Here is a 16,636-nt window from a genome sequence, read left to right on the forward strand (position 1 = left end):
GGTGATCCGGTGGCGAACGCTTTCCGCACGCCTGCGCGTTGTGGCTTCTCGTCCCGTATGCCCGCCACCTTGCCAAAGGGCATCCGATGAAAACACTGGCCAAACTCCCCGTCACCATCGTCACCGGCTTCCTCGGCTCGGGTAAAACCACCTTGCTTCGGCACATGCTCGACAACGCCCAGGGCCGTCGCATTGCGGTGATCGTCAACGAGTTCGGCGAGCTGGGCATCGACGGCGACATCCTCAAGCAGTGCACCATCGGTTGCACCGAAGAAGAAGCTACAGGCCGGGTGTATGAGCTGGCCAACGGCTGCCTGTGCTGCACCGTCCAGGAAGAGTTTTTCCCGGTGATGCGCGAACTGGTGGCCCGTCGCGGCGACCTCGACCACATCCTCATCGAAACCTCCGGCCTGGCCTTGCCCAAGCCGCTGGTCCAGGCCTTCCAGTGGCCGGAAATCCGCAGCGCCTGCACAGTCGACGCGGTGATCACCGTGGTCGACAGCCCGGCCGTGGCCGCTGGCACCTTCGCCGCCTTCCCGGACCAGGTCGACGCCCAGCGCAAACTCGACCCGAACCTGGACCACGAGTCGCCGCTGCACGAACTGTTCGCTGACCAACTGGCCAGTGCCGACCTGGTAATCCTCAACAAGGCCGACCTGATCAGCCCTGAAGACCTGGCCCGGGTACGCCTGGAAGTTGCCGAGGAGCTGCCGCCAGCGGTCAAGATCATCGAAGCCAGCAGCGGGCGCTTGCCGCTCGACGTGCTGATTGGCCTGGGTGCCGGTTCCGAAGAACACATCGACAGCCGCCACAGCCATCACGATCACCATCACGACGGTGATGATCACGATGACCACGATCACGACGCCTTTGACTCGATCTCCATCGAACTGCCGCAAGCCGACGAAAGCCTGCTGCTCGATGCCTTGACCCAACTGGTGGTCCAGCACGGCATCCTGCGGGTCAAGGGTTTCGCCGCGATCCCGAACAAGCCGATGCGCTTGCTGATCCAGGGCGTGGGCACGCGCTTCGACAAGCATTTCGACCGGCAGTGGGGCGCGGACGAAGCACGTACCACACGCCTGGTGCTGATCGGCCAGGCGCTGGATGCGTCCTTGCTCGAAGCGCAACTGCGCGCCGCGCTCAGCGTCTGACCCATGCACCTGCTCAGGACCCAGCCCGGCGGTTTTGTTGCCGACGACAACATTGCCGACCTCGGGCAAACCCCCGCCGACCTGGTGATCCTGTGCAGCGGCGACTCCAGCCTGGCACTGTTGGCCGAAGTGGCCCAGCAACTGCCGGATGACTACCCGAGCCTGCGCCTGGCCAACCCGATGCAGGTGCAGAACCATGCGTCGGTCGACCTCTACGTCGACCAGGTGCTGCGCCATGCCAAGGTCATCCTGATTTCGCTGCACGGTGGCATCAGCTATTGGCGCTACGGCGTCGAGCGTCTGGTGGAGCTGTCCAAGCGCGGGGTGCAACTGATCCTGGTGCCGGGCGATGACCGTCCCGATCCGGAGCTCAGCGACCTGAGTACGGTGCCGGTGCAGGACCGCGAGCGGCTGTGGCACTTCCTGCGCCAGGGCGGCAAAAGCAATGCCCTGGACCTGTACCGCTGCCTGGCCAGTCGCTGGCTCGGGCGCGACTACCCGTGGGCCGAACCGCAAGCCCTGCCGCGTACCGCGATCTATCACCCGCGGCACAGCCAGCCCGACCTGGCCACCTGGCAAACCGACTGGCAGGCCGGGCAGCCGGTGGCGGCAGTGCTGTTCTACCGTTCCCATTTGCAGGCGGCCAACACCGCCTTCATCGATATTTTCTGCCAGCGCTTGCAGGCGGCGGGGCTCAACCCGTTGCCGATTGCCCTGGCCAGCCTGAAAGAGCCCGGTTGCCTGGCGGTGGTCGAGGACTGGCTGGATCAAGTCCTGGCCTCGGTGATTCTCAATACCACCGGGTTTGCCCAATCCAGCCCGGAAGCGCCGCACCTGCGGCCGTTTCGCCGCAACATCCCGGTGATCCAGGCGATCTGCGCCCAGGACAACGAGCCGGGCTGGCGCGCCAGCGAACAGGGCCTGGGGCCGCGGGACCTGGCGATGCACATTGCCTTGCCGGAACTGGACGGGCGCATCATCAGCCGTCCCATCAGCTTCAAGGACCTGGCCTGGCGCAGCGAGCGCAGCCAGTGCGACGTGGTCTGCTACCGGGCGCAACCGGAGCGCATGGATTTTGTCGCCGAACTGGCGCGCCGCTGGAGCGAACTGGCGCGGGTGGAGAATGGGCAAAAACGCGTGGCGTTGATTCTCGCCAACTACCCAACCCGTGACGGCCGCATCGGCAATGGCGTTGGCCTGGACACCCCGGCCGCGGCCTTGAACATCCTGCGGGCGCTGCAGGCCGAAGGTTATCCGCTGCCTGGCGAGCTGCCGGACAGCGGCACCGAGCTGATCCGCCAACTGCTCGGCGGGGTCAGCAACGACCTGGACAGCATCGACCAGCGTCCCTGCCAGCAAAGCCTGGCGCTGGATGACTATCACGCGCTGTTCGGCGCCTTGCCCGCAGCCAATCGCGCTGCGGTGCTGGCGCGTTGGGGCGCGCCGCAGGACGACCCGATGTTCCGCGGCGGGCGCATGATGATCGCCGGGCTGCGCTTTGGCCTGACCTTCGTCGGCATCCAGCCGGCGCGGGGTTATCAGGTCGACCCGAGCGCGGTCTATCACGACCCGGACCTGGTGCCGCCCCACGGTTACCTGGCGTTCTATTTCTGGCTGCGCCAGGTCTACGGCGCCCATGCACTGGTTCACGTGGGCAAGCACGGCAACCTTGAATGGCTACCGGGCAAGGGCGTCGGCCTGTCTGAGAGTTGCTGGCCGGATGCGCTGCTGGGGCCGCTGCCGAACATCTATCCGTTTATCGTCAATGACCCGGGAGAGGGCGCCCAGGCCAAGCGCCGGACCCAGGCGGTGATCATCGATCACCTGATGCCACCGCTGACCCGCGCCGAAACCTACGGCCCGCTGCGCAACCTCGAGTTGCTGGCGGACGAATACTACGAAGCCCAGTTGCTCGACCCACGGCGCGCCCGTGAGCTACAGCGGGAGATTCTCGAACTGGTGCGCGAAACCCACATCGATCGGGAATTGCAACTGGACGGCAAACTCGACAGCCAGGCCGATGCGGCGATCTGGCTGCCGCGCCTGGACACCTACCTGTGCGACCTCAAGGAGTCGCAGATTCGCGATGGCCTGCATGTGTTCGGCGAATCGCCCAGCGGGCGCCTGCGCATCGACACCTTGCTGGCCCTGCTGCGCATCCCCCGGGGCGACGGGCGGGGCGCGCAGTCGAGCTTGCTGCGGGCCTTGGCCAAGGCGTTCGGCCTGGGTTTTGATCCGCTGGACTGTGAGTTGTCGGCACCGTGGAGCGGCCCCAAGCCGGACGAGTTGCAGGGTCTTGGCGAGGACGCCTGGCGCACTGCCGGTGACACCCGCGAGCGCCTTGAGCTGTTTGCCGCGCAGTTGATCGAGCAGGCAGTCACCCCGCTTGCGCCGCAGCCGTTCCCCCGTGGGAGCGAGCCTGCTCGCGAAGCGATTGACCCCAGCGGCTTGCTCCCTCAGGACCCATGCTGGGCTGAAGTCAACGCGATCATCGGCCACCTGCGCGAAGTCGTCGCACCGCGCCTGGATGCCTGTGGCCCGGCGGAAATGCGCGGCTTGCTCGACGCCCTGGCCGGGCGGTTTGTCCCGGCCGGCCCGAGTGGCGCGCCAAGTCGCGGGCGTCTCGACGTGCTGCCCACCGGCCGTAACTTCTACTCGGTGGACGTGCGCAACCTGCCAACCACCACCGCCTGGCGCATCGGTTTCCAGTCGGCCAATCTGATCCTCGAACGCCACCTGCAGGACCACGGCGATCACTTGCGCCAGCTCGGCCTGTCGGTATGGGGCACGGCCACCATGCGCACCGGCGGCGACGACATCGCCCAGGCCATGGCATTGATGGGCGTGCGTCCGGTCTGGGCCACGGGCAGCCAGCGGGTCGACGATTTCGAAATCCTGCCGCTGAGCCTGCTGGACCGCCCGCGAGTGGACGTGACCTTGCGTGTGTCGGGGTTCTTTCGCGATGCCTTCGCCAACCTGATCCGCCTGTTCGATGCCGCGGTGCAAGCCGTGGCTGCACTGGATGAACCGGATGACATGAACCCGCTGGCGGCCAAGGTCCGTGAGGAGCGTCAAGCCTTGCAGCACGCGGGGCTCGATAGCGACGCGGCGGCGCGCCAGGCCGGTTGGCGGATCTTCGGTGCCAAGCCGGGCGCCTATGGGGCGGGCGTGCAGGGCGCTATCGATGGCCGCTTGTGGCAAAGCCGCGAAGACCTGGCCGAGGTCTACCTGAACTGGGGTGGCTATGCCTACGGCGGCGCCGACGAGGGCACTGCCGCGCGCAGCCAGTTCGCCCAGCGCCTGGGCCAGGTCCAGGCGGTGTTGCAGAACCAGGACAACCGCGAGCACGACTTGCTCGATTCCAACGACTATTACCAGTTCCAGGGCGGCATGCTGGCCGCCGTGGAAACCCTCAGCGGTGCAGCGGCGGCGAGTTATCACGGCGATCACAGCCAGCCGGACCTGCCGAAGATCCGCACGCTGAAGGAAGAGCTGAACCGGGTCATCCGTTCCCGTGCCGCCAATCCGAAGTGGATCGAAGGGGTCAAGCGCCATGGCTACAAAGGTGCTTTCGAACTGGCGGCGACCGTGGACAACCTGTTTGCCTTCGACGCCACCACGCAGTTGATCGACGATCACCAGTACGCTTTGCTGGCCGACGCCTACCTGCTGGACCCCTCGACCCGCGAGTTCGTGCGCCAGCATAATCCCCATGCACTGCGTGACATGACCGAGCGCCTGCTCGAAGCGCAACAGCGCGGGCTGTGGCAAGCGCCTGGTGAGTACCGTGAGGCGCTGGAGCATTTGCTGCTGGATATTGAAGAAGATTCTTGAACCCATGTGCGATCGTTTCGCTGGCAAGCCAGCTCCCACAGGATCTACGCGGACTTGGGGGAGCTGGCTTGCCAGCGAAAGCGCTGTGACAGACAACCGTTGTAGTCGAGACCTGAGATGACCGACACCCCCCATTTCCCGCTGTCCGCCGTGGTCGGCGCCGACGCCCTGAAGCTGGCGCTGTGCCTGAGCGCCATCGACCCGAAAATCGGCGGCGTGCTGATCGAAGGGCCGCGCGGCATGGCCAAGTCGACCCTGGCCCGTGGCCTGGCCGACCTGCTGGCCAGCGGGCAGTTCGTCACCTTGCCCCTGGGCGCAACCGAAGAACGCCTGGTCGGCACCCTGGACCTGGATGCGGCATTGAGCGAGGGTCGCGCGCAGTTTTCCCCTGGGGTCCTGGCCAAGGCCGACGGTGGGGTGCTGTACGTCGATGAAGTCAATCTGCTGCCCGATCACCTGGTGGACCTGCTGCTCGATGTGGCAGCCAGCGGTACAAACCTGATCGAGCGCGACGGCATTTCCCACCGTCATCCGGCGCGGTTTGTGCTGATCGGCACCATGAACCCGGAAGAGGGCGAGCTGCGTCCGCAACTGCTCGATCGCTTTGGCCTGAATGTCGCACTCAGTGGCCACACTGCGCCGCTGGAGCGCGGGCAGATCATCCGCCGCCGCCTGGATTTCGACAGCGACCCGCAGGCGTTCTGTGGACACTGGGAAGCAGCCCAGTTGGCCCTGCGTGAACGTTGTCAGCAAGCGCGCCGGCTGCTGAGTGAGATCGCCCTCGACGATCAGGCGCTGGCACAGATTACCGAACGCTGTTTCGCCGCCGGGGTCGATGGCTTGCGTGCTGACCTGGTGTGGCTGCGTGCTGCCCGCGCCCATGCCGCGTGGCGCGGGGCAACGGCGATCGAGGACGGCGATATCGAGGCAGTCGCTGAGTTTGCCTTGCGCCATCGCCGTCGCCAGGCCCCGCCGCCCGCTTCGGACCCACAACCAGCGCCCCCGGCGTCTGCCCCGCAATCACCTGGCGTCGATTCAGGCCAGGGCCAGTGGGGCGAAATGCCGGCCCAGGCGCTGCCCACCGGTGCGCGCCGAGAAGTGCCGAGCTGGCCAAAAAAGCCCTAGGCATTCGCCCGCGCTGTGATGCGGGGGCGGATGCCAGGCCCCGGGCGGGGCGCTTGCACAATGGCCGGCAGGGGCCACGGCGGTCCGCTGGCAGCGGGTCGGTGGATTGGCCGGGGACGCTGCTCAAGGGCCGGCCGCGCAGCCGCGACGCGCTGTTGTTCCATTGGCGCAGCCGTGCGCCTCACGAACTGTGGCTGGTGATTGTCGATGCTTCGGCTTCGACCCGCCGGCATCAGGCGCTGGGGGATGCCAAGGGGCTGTTGGCGCAGGTGTTCGACGACGCCTACCGGCAACGTGCGCGCCTGGCCTTGCTTACCGTCAGCGGCCTGGCACCGAGCTGGCAGGTCCAGGGTTTAAAGGCTTCCGGCAGTCTGCGCGATTGGCTTGAGGGGTTGGGGGCCGGGGGAGGTACGCCGTTGTTGGCGGCCCTTGGCGAGGCGGGGCGGTGGTTGGGGCGGCGGCAAAAACGCTTTCCGGCGGAAGTTCAGCGAGTGTTGTTGGTGACTGATGGTCGTCTCAAGGCTTGGCCGAACCTGGTGGCGTTTGGTTGTCCGAGTTTGTTGGTGGATATTGAGCGTGGTCCGATTCGCCTGGGTCGGGCTCGGGATCTGGCTCGGGAGTTGGGGGCTGAGTATCGGCATATTGATGATCTTGGGGTGGGCTGAAGGGGTAGGCGGACCAAGAGCAAAAGCACGGCGACCTGGCAGTCGGCCTGAGTGGTAAGAGCGGGCGAGGCGGCCTACCGACCGACCTGCTTATTCCTGATGTACGAATTTCCCCCGTGGGAGCGGGCTTGCCCGCGATGACGATCTCCGTCGGCTCCCACAGGTTTCTTGACTGGCATCGTGAACACGCTCGTGACTTCACGCAGCAAATGTATAACGGTCCTTGCCGCTGTGTTTGGCCAGGTACAGTGCTTCGTCGGCCTTTCTCAGCGCCTGGTTCAACGAGTCGCTGTCGGCCACTCGGGTCAGGCCGATGCTGACGGTCACCGGGTACTCGCTCGGATCCTCGCGCACCACCCGGCATAGGCGTGCGGCCAGGTCTTCGACGTCGTCACGGCGGACTCCGGACAAGTAAACCGCAAATTCCTCGCCCCCCAGGCGCGCATATTCGTAATCGGCCATGACCGCCTTGATGGCGGCTGCGATGCGTTTGAGCACCTGGTCGCCAATGTCGTGCCCGTAGGTATCGTTGATCCTCTTGAAATTGTCGATATCGACCATCGCCAGGTAATGGTCGTGCTCACGCGGGTGCGCTCTCAGCTGCCGGGTGGCGGTGGTCATGAACGAGCGGCGATTGGGGATTTCAGTCAGCGTGTCGAGGTAGGCCTGGTCCAGCAGCAACTTCGCCATGATGTAGGCATAGAGCCTGGCCTGGCGCAGTTTCATAAAGCTGTAGAGGGTCAAGGCGCTGAGGAACACCGAGTAGCAGGCGGTCATCGTGCCCCTGAGGCCGAACAATTCTATGTCGGTGTTGTAGAAGGGGTTGAGCATCAGCCAGGTGATCAGCAGCGCGGCGTAGAACGAGCCGCGGCTCAACGGCAGTACCGAGGCGCTGTAGAGGATGCTGGAGGCGGCCAGCACCAGCCAGGCTGGCTGCAAGGTCATGGGCAAGCCGTGGATGACCATGCGGATACCCAGGGTCATGACCAGCACGAACAGCACATTGAGCCGATCAAAGTGCCGGGCCTTGTGGGTGAACCCCAGAATGATCGCGAGGATCGAGAGGGCCCCCAGGAACAGTGGTGAAAGGTAGGTAAAGCGCTGCCCGCCCAGGAAGCTGACGATCAGGTCGAAGACCAGCCAGATCACGATGCTGGCGATGTAGATCAACAGGCAGAAACGTTGTTGCCGCTCGAAGTGATACTGCGCAAATTCCCGTTGCAAGGCTGCCGGGGCAGCTTTTTTCAGCACTTCATCTTCAATGGTCTTGAACATCGCTCGCCTTGTTTCCCTGGAATACCCGGACGCACACGGATGTCGGCTGAAGCATGAATAAAAGCAGGCCAACGAGGTGTTGTCCAATGGCTCACCGGGCCTGCTGGCGGGTGAACAAATACGCAGGGATTTTCCGGGTGGGCTGTGGCACACTTTTGATCATCTGTTCCGCTATTTCATATTTTATTCCGCTGTAGCGGAATTATCCGCCACTTCCCAAGCAGGAGATCCACCATGAGCATCACTCGTTATGGCACCGGCAGTACCGCCGGTGGCGGTCAGCCGCGTCCTTTCGCCCGCGCCGTGGAAGCCGACGGCTGGCTGCATGTGTCCGGACAGGTGCCGGCGGTGGATGGTGAAATCATTGTTGGCGGGATTGTCGAGCAGACTCACCAGACCCTGCGCAACCTGGTGGCGATTCTCGAAGAAGCCGGGTATGGCCTCGAGGACGTGGTGCGCACTGGCGTCTGGCTGGCGGACCCGAGGGATTTCTGGAGCTTCAACAAGGTCTTCTCCGAGTACTTCAGCCCGGAACACGCGCCGGCCCGGGCCTGTGTGCAAGCGAACATGATGGTCGACTGCAAGGTCGAGATCGATTGCGTCGCGTACAAGAAAAAAGCCTGAAGCCCGGGGAGGCCGCAACCATGAGTGACGACACTATCAAGCGTCGGGCCCGCGGGTTGGACCGGGCGTTCGATATTCTCGACTTCCTCAAGGAAATCGGCGAGCCGCTGCGTCCCAACGATATCGCCAACGGCATCGGCAGCCCGAAGTCCACCGTCTATGAACTGGTGGCGGCCCTGCTGGAGCGGCGGATCCTGCAGCCGGTGGGCAAGGACGGGCATGTGTACCTGGGCCGCCAGCTGTACTTCCTGGGGCAGGCGCACTTGCGTCATTTCGACCTCACCCGCGAGGCCAGGCAGGCCCTGCAGGAGATTGTCAGCCAGACCGGCGAAACCGCGCAGATGTGCCTGCTCAACGGGCGCAAATACACGGTGGCGCTGATGCAGGAAGGCCAGCGGCATTTTCGTATTTCCTCGGATATCGGCGAGAACGCGCCGATCCCCTGGACCGCGTCCGGGCGCCTGCTGCTGGCGCACCTGAGCGACCAGCAGATTGTCGAGCTGATTGCCGCCGAGGACTTCATCCTGCCTGACGGCCAGCCACTGCCGTTGGCGCTTTTCCTGGCGCAGATTCGCCAGGCCGGGGTCGATGGGTTCTTCTCTTTCGACAGCGTGGCCGACACCTTCACCCATTGTTTTGCCGCCCCGGTAAAAGACCCGGATGGGGTGGCCATTGCCACCTTGTGCATCGTCGCCCCAAGGGCCGACGCCATTAACAACTACGACGCCTACCGTCGGGTGCTGATCGACAGCGCCAACCGCATGGCCCGGCGCCTCAACGAATAACCCTGGCCGCTGCCGGCCGTGCAAGGAGTGAAAGCATGTCTTCTACGTTGAATATCGCTGCCGTGGAAAAAGGCGCTGCGCCGGTGGGTGCGCACCTGGTGCGCGACGTCAGCCTGCCGGCGCTGGTGCTGCACCGCGCAGCGCTTGAGCACAACATCACCTGGATGCAGCAGTTCGTTACTGCCAGCGGCGCGCAACTGGCGCCCCACGGCAAGACCAGCATGACCCCGGCCCTGTTCCGTCGCCAACTGGCGGCCGGTGCCTGGGGCATTACCCTGGCCACCGCCGTGCAGACCCGAGCCGCCTACGCCCACGGCGTGCGTCGGGTGTTGATGGCCAACCAGTTGGTCGGCGCACCGAACATGGCGCTGATTGCCGAACTGTTGGCCGACCCGGACTTTGATTTCCACTGCATGGTCGACCACCCGGACAACGTCGCCGACCTCGGCGGTTTTTTTGCCGCACGTGGCCAGCGCTTGAACGTAATGATCGAGTACGGCGTGGTCGGCGGCCGTTGTGGTTGCCGCAGCGAAGCCGAAGTGCTGGCGCTGGCGGCGGCAATCGAGGCCCACCCGGGCCTGGCCTTGACCGGCATTGAAGGTTACGAAGGGGTGATCCACGGTGAGCAGGCGGTCAGTGGCATTCGTCAGTTCGCCGCCTCCCTGGTGCGCCTGGCCGTGCAGTTGCAAGGCAGCGGGGCGTTCGCCATCGAGCGACCGATCGTCACGGCATCGGGGTCGGCCTGGTACGACCTGATCGCCGAATCCTTCGCGGCGCAGAACGCGGCGGGGCGTTTCCTCAGTGTGTTGCGCCCAGGCAGTTATGTGGCCCACGACCATGGCATCTACAAAGAGGCGCAATGCTGCGTGCTGGATCGCCGTAGCGACCTGCACGAAGGTCTGCGCCCGGCACTGGAAGTCTGGGCCCACGTGCAGTCGTTGCCGGAACCGGGCTTCGCGGTGATTGCCCTGGGCAAGCGCGACGTGGCCTATGACGCCGGCTTGCCGGTGCCGTTGCGCCGCTACCCAGCCGGTGTGATACCGGCGTTGGGTGATGACGTGGCGGCGTGCAAGGTTACGGCGGTGATGGACCAGCACGCCTTCATGACGGTGGCCCCGGGCATTGAATTGCGGGTCGGCGACATCATTTCGTTCGGCACTTCGCACCCGTGCCTGACGTTCGATAAATGGCGCACTGGGTTGTTGGTGGATGAGCAGTTGCGGGTGATTGAAAGCATGCAAACCTGTTTCTAGACCCGCAAACGAGTTGCTGCCTTCGCGGGCAAGCCCACACCAAAAGCTCAGGATTCCCCAGGATAATGAAAACCTTCAGCGGCCCCAATCCACCACGCATTGCCCTGATCGGCGAGTGCATGATCGAGCTGCAACAGCGCGCCGACGGGGGCGTTGATTCCCAGGGTCTGAGGCCGGGCTCAGTCGCGGTAGAACACTTGCACCAGGTGATAGCCGAACTTGCTCTTGATTGGCCCGTGGACCACGCGCAATGGCTTCTTGAAAATCACCGCATCGATGGCGCCGACCATTTGCCCGGGCCGTACTTCGCCGAGGTCGCCGCCGCGCTTGCCGGACGGGCAGGTAGAGTATTTCTTGGCCAGCACATCGAACGCCTCGCCCTTGGCGATACGTTGCTTGAGCTGTTCGGCCTCATCGGCGGTTTTCACCAGAATATGGCGGGCTTGAGCTTTCATTCGGACAGTTACCCTGGAACGGTGGTGGCGGCGGGGCGCGATTATGCCTGATATCCGCCTGCGGGGCGGATCATCTGGCGAATCTTGCCGGCCAGTTGCTCGATGGTAAACGGCTTGGCCAGCAGGTCCATGCCCTCGTCGAGGAAGCCCTGGCGTTCGGCGGCCTGTTGCGCATAACCGGTCATGAACAGCACTTTCAGCTCGGGGCGATGCTGGCGGGCGATCTCCGCCAGTTGCCGGCCATTCATCCCGGGCAGGCCGACGTCGGTCACCAGCAGATCGATGCGCAACTCCGATTCCAGCAAGGGCAACGCGCTGTGGGCATCTTCGGCGGCCTGGGTGTTGTAGCCCAGTTCCGTGAGCACGTTGAGCACCAGCAGGCGCACCGCCGGATCGTCCTCCACCAGCACCACCGACTCACCGGCGACCGCGAAGGCGCCGCCCAGGTTCGGCGTGGGCACCGCCGCCAGCGCCGGGCTGTGCAGGCGCGGCAGGTACAAGCGCACGCAGGTGCCCTCGCCGGGTTCGCTGCTGAGGGTGGCGTGGCCGCCGGATTGCTGGGCAAAACCGTAGATCATCGACAAGCCCAGGCCGGTGCCCTGGCCAATGGGCTTGGTGGTGAAAAAGGGGTCGAAGGCCTTGGCCAGGACGCGTGGACTCATGCCTGAGCCATTGTCGCGCACGCCGAGCATTACGTAGTCGCCCGCCTTGACCGGTTCCAGGGTGCTGATGTCGCTGCCGTCGAGGTAGCTGTTGGCGGTTTCGATCAGTAATTCACCGCCGTCGGGCATGGCATCGCGGGCGTTGATCACCAGGTTGAGCAGGGCGTTTTCCAACTGCCCGGCATCGGTGTTGACCGGCCACACGCCGGGGGCCAGATCGAACTTCAATTCGATCTGTTCACCCTTGGTCCGGCGGATCAACTCTTCGAGCGAGCGCACCAGGCTGTTGGGGTCCAGCGGTTGGCGATCCAGCGATTGCCGGCGGGAGAAGGCCAGCAGGCGGTGGGTCAGGGCGGCGGCACGATTGGCCGAGGCCACGGCCGCCTCGGCGAAGCGCCCGATGTCCTCGGTACGGCCATCGTCGATGTAGCGCTGGATCAGGTCCAGGCTGCCGATGATGCCGGTCAGCATATTGTTGAAGTCATGGGCGATGCCACCTGTGAGCTGTCCCACGGCTTCCATCTTCTGCGCATGGCGCAAGGCATCCTCGGCCCGTTCGCGCTCGAACATTTCGTTCTGCAGGCGCTGGTTGACCTCGGCCAGCGCCTGGGTGCGCGCGGCTACCCGTTCCTCCAGGGTTTCATTGAGGTTGCGCAGGGCTTCCTCGGTCTGTTTGCGCTCGGTTTCGTCGATCACGAAAATGTAGAAACCATTCACCGAGCCATCCGGGCCGAAGCGCGGCAGGTACTTCATCAGCGCGTACCGCGGGCGACCGTCGCGGTGCGGGGAGTAGGCCTCGAAGCTGCAGGCCTTGCCGGCCAGCGCCGCCTGGATATGCTCCAGCCGCGTGGCATACATGTCCGCGCCGAGAATCTCGAGGATGGATTTGCCGTACAACTCCTGCGGGGTCATGCCGTACCAGTCGAGGTAGGCGCTGTTGTTCAGGCGAAAGCGTTGCTCGTGGTCGACATAGCCGATCAGCACCGGCATCGCGTTGATGATCAGTTGCAGTTCGGTCTGGCTTTGGCGCAGCGCCTGTTCGGTGTGCTTGCGCTCGGTCAGGTCGAGGGCGGCGCCGAGAAAGCGGATCGGCCGGCCGTGGTGATCCTTGTAGCAGCGGCCCCGGGCAAACACCCAGCGCACCTCGCCATTGGCCTGCAGCAGACGGTATTCCTCGGCGTATTCGCCGGCGTGGCTGATGCAGTGCTTGATGCTGCGCGTGACCATGGCCCGGTCTTCCGGGTGTACGCCGTGCAGGTACTCGCTGATGGGCAACTGGCTGGCGCGGCTCGGGTCGACGCCGTGCAACTGGGCGAAATGGGCATCGGCGAGAAACCGGTCGCTGCCGATATCCCAGTCCCAGGTGCCGACCGACTCGGTGGCGGCGAGGGCCAGTTGCAGGCGCTGCTCGCTGTCTTGCTGGGCCTTGAGGCTGGCGTCCGAGCGTTGCTTGAGCTCGAGGGCGATGCGCCGGCGTTCGTTGGTTTCGATGGCGGTGACCAGGATCCCGGCCACCAGCCCATGTTCGTCGCGTATCGGGCTGTAGGTCAGGTCCAGCCAGAATTCCTGTTCCTGGCCTTCGCGTTGCAGGCTGAACCGTTGCTCGCTGTAGGAGCGCACCTGGCCCTGCAGCACCGCGTGGTAGATCGGGGTGGTGAAATCTTCGAGCTCCGGCCACGTCAGGTGCGTTGGCTGGCCGAACGCCTCGGGGTGTTTGTTACCGGCCAGCAGGGCGAAGCCGTCGTTGTAGATCTGCGCCAGTTGCGGGCCCCAGAGCAGGAGCATGGGCATCGGCGAGTGAATCACGATGTCCACCGCGGTGCGCAGGCTCTGTGGCCACTGGCTGGCAGCCCCCAGCGGGCTTTGTGTCCAGTCGAGGCGGGCAATCAGGGCCTGGGCGTCGCCGCCGTTGGGGGAGTGATTCATCGCGGATTCCTGCGTCCTGTCATCGGGCATGTCGAGGATGTAGACGCCTGGCTGCCGAAAAAGTCTCGTCGCTGCCCGATTTCATTGCGACCAGCGCTACTCCCGCAGTTCCGGGCGTTGGCGAAATTGCTCCAGGGCCTCTGGATTGGCCAGGGCGTCGGTGTTTTTCACCGGCCGGCCGTGCACCACATTGCGCACCGCCAGCTCGACCACCTTACCGCTGATGGTGCGCGGGATGTCGCTGACCGCGAGGATTTTTGCCGGCACATGACGCGGTGTGGTGTTGGCACGGATCACCTGGCGAATCTGCTGCTCCAGGGCCTCGTCCAGTACCACGCCGTCGGCCAGGCGCACGAACAGCACCACGCGCACGTCGTCCTGCCACTGTTGGCCGATGGCGACGCAATCCTGCACCTGCGGGACCTTTTCCACCTGGCGGTAGATTTCCGCGGTACCGATGCGCACGCCGCCCGGGTTGAGCACGGCGTCGGAGCGGCCATGGATCATCCAGCTGCCATGGGGCAGTTCTTCGGCGTAGTCGCCCTGGGCCCAGACGCCGGGGAATTGGCTGAAGTAGGAGTCGTGGAGTTTTTCCTGCAACGGGTCATTCCACAGGCCAATGGGCATGGCCGGAAAGTGCCGGGTGCAGACCAGTTCGCCTTTCTCGCCAATCACCCGCTGGCCGGCGTCGTTCCACACTTCGATGGCCATGCCCAGGCCCTTGCCCTGCATTTCGCTGCGGCGCACCGGCAGCCACGGGTTGCCGGCAACAAAGCAGGAGATGATGTCGGTGCCACCGGACATCGAGGCCAGGCACAGGTCAGGCTTGATCTGCCGGTAAACGTAGTCGTAGCTGTGGGGCGACAGCGCCGAGCCGGTCGAGAGCAGGGTCTTGAGGCTGCTCAGGTCGTGGCTCAAGCGCGGCTGCAGGCCGTGGCTTTCCAGGGTGGCCAGGTATTTGGGGCTGGTGCCGAAGACGGTGATGCGCTCGTGCTCGATCAGGTCGAGCAAGCGTTGCGGTCCTGGGTGGAAGGGCGAGCCGTCGTACAACACGATGCTGCTGCCCACGGCGAGTGCCGAGACCAGCCAGTTCCACATCATCCAGCCGCAGGTGGTGTAGTAGAACAACCGGTCGGCGGCCCCGAGGTCGACATGCAGGCCGTGTTCCTTGACGTGTTGCAGAAGCACGCCACCGGTGCTGTGGATGATGCATTTGGGCACGCCGGTGGTGCCACTGGAATAGAGGATGTACAGCGGATGGGCGAAGGGCACGGCGACAAATTCAGGCTCGCCGCCGGGCCGATAAAAGTCCTGCCACAGGCTGACGCTGGCCTGGCTGAGATAGTCCTCGGTGCGCGCCTGGGGGCGGGCGTACGGCACGATGATCAGGTGTTCCAGGGATGGCAGGCGCTGGAGTATTTCGTTGAGCTTGGGGGTTTGGTCGATGGTCTTGCCGGCATAGTGATAACCGGCACAGGTAATCAGCACCTTGGGTTCGATCTGGCCGAACCGGTCGATCACCCCCTGGGTGCCGAAGTCCGGCGAAGAACAGGACCAGACCGCCCCCAGGCTGGTGGTGGCAAGCATGCCGACCAGGGTTTGCCAGGTGTTGGGCATGCACGCCGCGACCCGGTCGCCAAGGCCGACGCCGGCCGCTAGCAGGCTCTTCTGCAGGCCGGCCACGTGGCTGGCCAGCTCGGCAAAACTCAGCTGTTCGCGCTGGCCATCTTCGCCGATGGCGATCACCGCCACCGCGTCGTCGCGCCGGCGCAACAGGTGTTCGGCAAAATTCAGGGTGGCCCCGGGAAACCACTCGGCGCTGGGCATCTGCCGGCCTTCACGCAACACCGTTTCAGGGGGCTGGTGGAAGGTGATGCCGAAGTAGTCGACGATGGCCTGCCAGAAGTCTTCGCGCTGGTCGATGCTCCACTGGTGCAGGGCCGGGTAGTCGGCGATTGCCAGGGTGTGGCGCTGGTTGCACAGGCGCCGGAAGGCTTCCATGCGGGTCTGGGCGATGCGTTCGGGGCTGGGTTGCCAGAGGATTTCGGACATAAATTGCCTCTTGTTTTTAGGGGGGGCAGGTGGCGCTGTGTGTGGGTTACTGCGCCAGCCACCCGCCATCGATATTCCACGCCGCGCCACGCACCTGGCTGCCGGCGTCGCTGCAGAGGAACAGCACCAGTTCGCCCAGTTGCGGCGGGGTGACAAATTCCAGCGACGGTTGTTTCTCGGCCAGCAGGTCATGCTGCGCTTGCTGCGGCTCGACACCGGCGGCGGCGCGGTCATCGATCTGCTTCTGCACCAGCGGTGTCAGCACCCAGCCAGGGCAGATGGCGTTGCAGGTGATGTTGCTGGTGGCGGTTTCCAGGCCGACCACCTTGGTCAGGCCGATCACCCCATGCTTGGCGGCGACGTACGCGGCCTTGCCCACTGACCCGACCTGGCCATGCACCGAGGCGATATTGATGATCCGTCCCCAGCCTTTGGCGCGCATGCCCGGCAGGCTCAGGCGGGTGCTGTGGAACACCGAGGACAGGTTGATCGCGATGATCGAGTCCCAGCGCTCCACGGGGAAGTCCTCCACGGCGGACACATGCTGGATCCCGGCGTTGTTGACCAGGATGTCGATGCCACCGAACTCGCGCTCGGCGTAGGCGAGCATCTCGGCGATTTGCGCCGGATCGCTGACGTCGGCCGGGTGATGGCCGACCTTGCCGCCGAATTGCCCGACGTCGGCGATGACCTGGGAGGCGTCGCCAAAACCATTGAGGACCAGGTTGGCGCCGGCCTTGGCCAGGCTCAGCGCGATGCCCAGGCCGATGCCGCTGGTGGAGCCGGTGACCAGTGCGGTCTTGCCCGATAGAAATGTCATGAATGC

The 16,636-nt window shown here is 64.8% G+C and carries 12 protein-coding genes; 7 read left to right on the top strand and 5 right to left on the bottom strand.

Annotation, left to right across the window (positions count from 1 at the left end):
* The first annotated feature begins 86 nt into the window (after positions 1–86).
* The 4 genes from cobW (at position 87) to PspS04_RS11070 (ending at position 6,778) form a co-directional block, all read left to right on the top strand.
* Positions 87–1,154, top strand: a complete 1,068-nt coding sequence (gene cobW, locus PspS04_RS11055; RefSeq protein ID WP_095170367.1) for a cobalamin biosynthesis protein CobW — start codon at positions 87–89, stop codon at positions 1,152–1,154.
* Between the two features lie 3 nt (positions 1,155–1,157).
* Positions 1,158–4,988 carry a cobaltochelatase subunit CobN gene (cobN, locus tag PspS04_RS11060; RefSeq protein WP_159995204.1) on the top strand — a complete coding sequence of 1,277 codons (3,831 nt, stop codon included), beginning with the start codon at positions 1,158–1,160 and terminating at the stop codon, positions 4,986–4,988.
* A 117-nt stretch (positions 4,989–5,105) separates the two neighbouring features.
* Positions 5,106–6,113: an ATP-binding protein gene (locus PspS04_RS11065; protein WP_159995206.1), complete on the top strand. Its 1,008-nt coding sequence runs from the start codon at positions 5,106–5,108 to the stop codon at positions 6,111–6,113.
* Positions 6,038–6,778, top strand: a complete 741-nt coding sequence (locus PspS04_RS11070) for a vWA domain-containing protein (RefSeq protein WP_159995208.1) — start codon at positions 6,038–6,040, stop codon at positions 6,776–6,778. Before PspS04_RS11065 ends, PspS04_RS11070 begins: the two co-directional genes overlap by 76 nt.
* Positions 6,779–6,976: 198 nt before the next feature.
* Here PspS04_RS11070 and PspS04_RS11075 read toward each other — a convergent pair whose 3' ends face one another.
* Positions 6,977–8,053: a GGDEF domain-containing protein gene (locus tag PspS04_RS11075; protein ID WP_159995210.1), complete on the bottom strand. Its 1,077-nt coding sequence runs from the start codon at positions 8,051–8,053 to the stop codon at positions 6,977–6,979.
* Between the two features lie 234 nt (positions 8,054–8,287).
* On the opposite strand from PspS04_RS11075, the gene PspS04_RS11080 reads away from it, so the two are divergent.
* Genes PspS04_RS11080 through PspS04_RS11090 form a run of 3 tightly spaced genes read left to right on the top strand, consistent with a single transcriptional unit; the run spans position 8,288 to position 10,715 of the window.
* Positions 8,288–8,677 carry a RidA family protein gene (locus PspS04_RS11080; RefSeq protein ID WP_095170372.1) on the top strand — a complete coding sequence of 130 codons (390 nt, stop codon included), beginning with the start codon at positions 8,288–8,290 and terminating at the stop codon, positions 8,675–8,677.
* A gap of 20 nt (positions 8,678–8,697) precedes the next feature.
* Positions 8,698–9,462: an IclR family transcriptional regulator gene (locus tag PspS04_RS11085; RefSeq protein ID WP_095170373.1), complete on the top strand. Its 765-nt coding sequence runs from the start codon at positions 8,698–8,700 to the stop codon at positions 9,460–9,462.
* 35 nt (positions 9,463–9,497) lie between these two features.
* Positions 9,498–10,715 (top strand): amino acid deaminase, encoded by a 1,218-nt coding sequence (locus PspS04_RS11090; RefSeq protein ID WP_159995212.1) that lies wholly within the window; start codon positions 9,498–9,500, stop codon positions 10,713–10,715.
* A gap of 179 nt (positions 10,716–10,894) precedes the next feature.
* Here PspS04_RS11090 and PspS04_RS11095 read toward each other — a convergent pair whose 3' ends face one another.
* The 4 genes from PspS04_RS11095 to PspS04_RS11110 form a co-directional block, all read right to left on the bottom strand.
* Positions 10,895–11,170 (bottom strand): peptidylprolyl isomerase, encoded by a 276-nt coding sequence (locus tag PspS04_RS11095; RefSeq protein ID WP_095170376.1) that lies wholly within the window; start codon positions 11,168–11,170, stop codon positions 10,895–10,897.
* Positions 11,171–11,211: 41 nt separating this feature from the next.
* Entirely contained in the window at positions 11,212–13,758 is a 2,547-nt protein-coding gene (locus PspS04_RS11100; protein WP_159995214.1) for a PAS domain-containing hybrid sensor histidine kinase/response regulator, read from the bottom strand.
* A gap of 96 nt (positions 13,759–13,854) precedes the next feature.
* The gene (locus tag PspS04_RS11105) at positions 13,855–15,810 is read right to left on the bottom strand and encodes an acetoacetate--CoA ligase (RefSeq protein WP_159995216.1); all 1,956 of its coding nucleotides are present in this window, start codon (positions 15,808–15,810) and stop codon (positions 13,855–13,857) included.
* Between the two features lie 46 nt (positions 15,811–15,856).
* The gene (locus PspS04_RS11110) at positions 15,857–16,630 is read right to left on the bottom strand and encodes a 3-hydroxybutyrate dehydrogenase (protein ID WP_159995218.1); all 774 of its coding nucleotides are present in this window, start codon (positions 16,628–16,630) and stop codon (positions 15,857–15,859) included.
* Between the last annotated feature and the right edge of the window lie 6 nt (positions 16,631–16,636).

This window comes from Pseudomonas sp. S04, from assembly GCF_009834545.1.
Classification (GTDB): domain Bacteria; phylum Pseudomonadota; class Gammaproteobacteria; order Pseudomonadales; family Pseudomonadaceae; genus Aquipseudomonas.

Bases quoted from the DNA above. Each gene is read 5' to 3' on its own strand.
- cobW (WP_095170367.1), top strand. From the start codon at position 87: ATGAAAACACTGGCCAAACTCCCCGTCACCATCGTCACCGGCTTCCTC.
- cobN (WP_159995204.1), top strand. From the start codon at position 1,158: ATGCACCTGCTCAGGACCCAGCCCGGCGGTTTTGTTGCCGACGACAAC.
- PspS04_RS11065 (WP_159995206.1), top strand. From the start codon at position 5,106: ATGACCGACACCCCCCATTTCCCGCTGTCCGCCGTGGTCGGCGCCGAC.
- PspS04_RS11075 (WP_159995210.1), bottom strand. From the start codon at position 8,053: ATGTTCAAGACCATTGAAGATGAAGTGCTGAAAAAAGCTGCCCCGGCA.
- PspS04_RS11080 (WP_095170372.1), top strand. From the start codon at position 8,288: ATGAGCATCACTCGTTATGGCACCGGCAGTACCGCCGGTGGCGGTCAG.
- PspS04_RS11085 (WP_095170373.1), top strand. From the start codon at position 8,698: ATGAGTGACGACACTATCAAGCGTCGGGCCCGCGGGTTGGACCGGGCG.
- PspS04_RS11090 (WP_159995212.1), top strand. From the start codon at position 9,498: ATGTCTTCTACGTTGAATATCGCTGCCGTGGAAAAAGGCGCTGCGCCG.
- PspS04_RS11095 (WP_095170376.1), bottom strand. From the start codon at position 11,170: ATGAAAGCTCAAGCCCGCCATATTCTGGTGAAAACCGCCGATGAGGCC.
- PspS04_RS11100 (WP_159995214.1), bottom strand. From the start codon at position 13,758: ATGAATCACTCCCCCAACGGCGGCGACGCCCAGGCCCTGATTGCCCGC.
- PspS04_RS11105 (WP_159995216.1), bottom strand. From the start codon at position 15,810: ATGTCCGAAATCCTCTGGCAACCCAGCCCCGAACGCATCGCCCAGACC.
- PspS04_RS11110 (WP_159995218.1), bottom strand. From the start codon at position 16,630: ATGACATTTCTATCGGGCAAGACCGCACTGGTCACCGGCTCCACCAGC.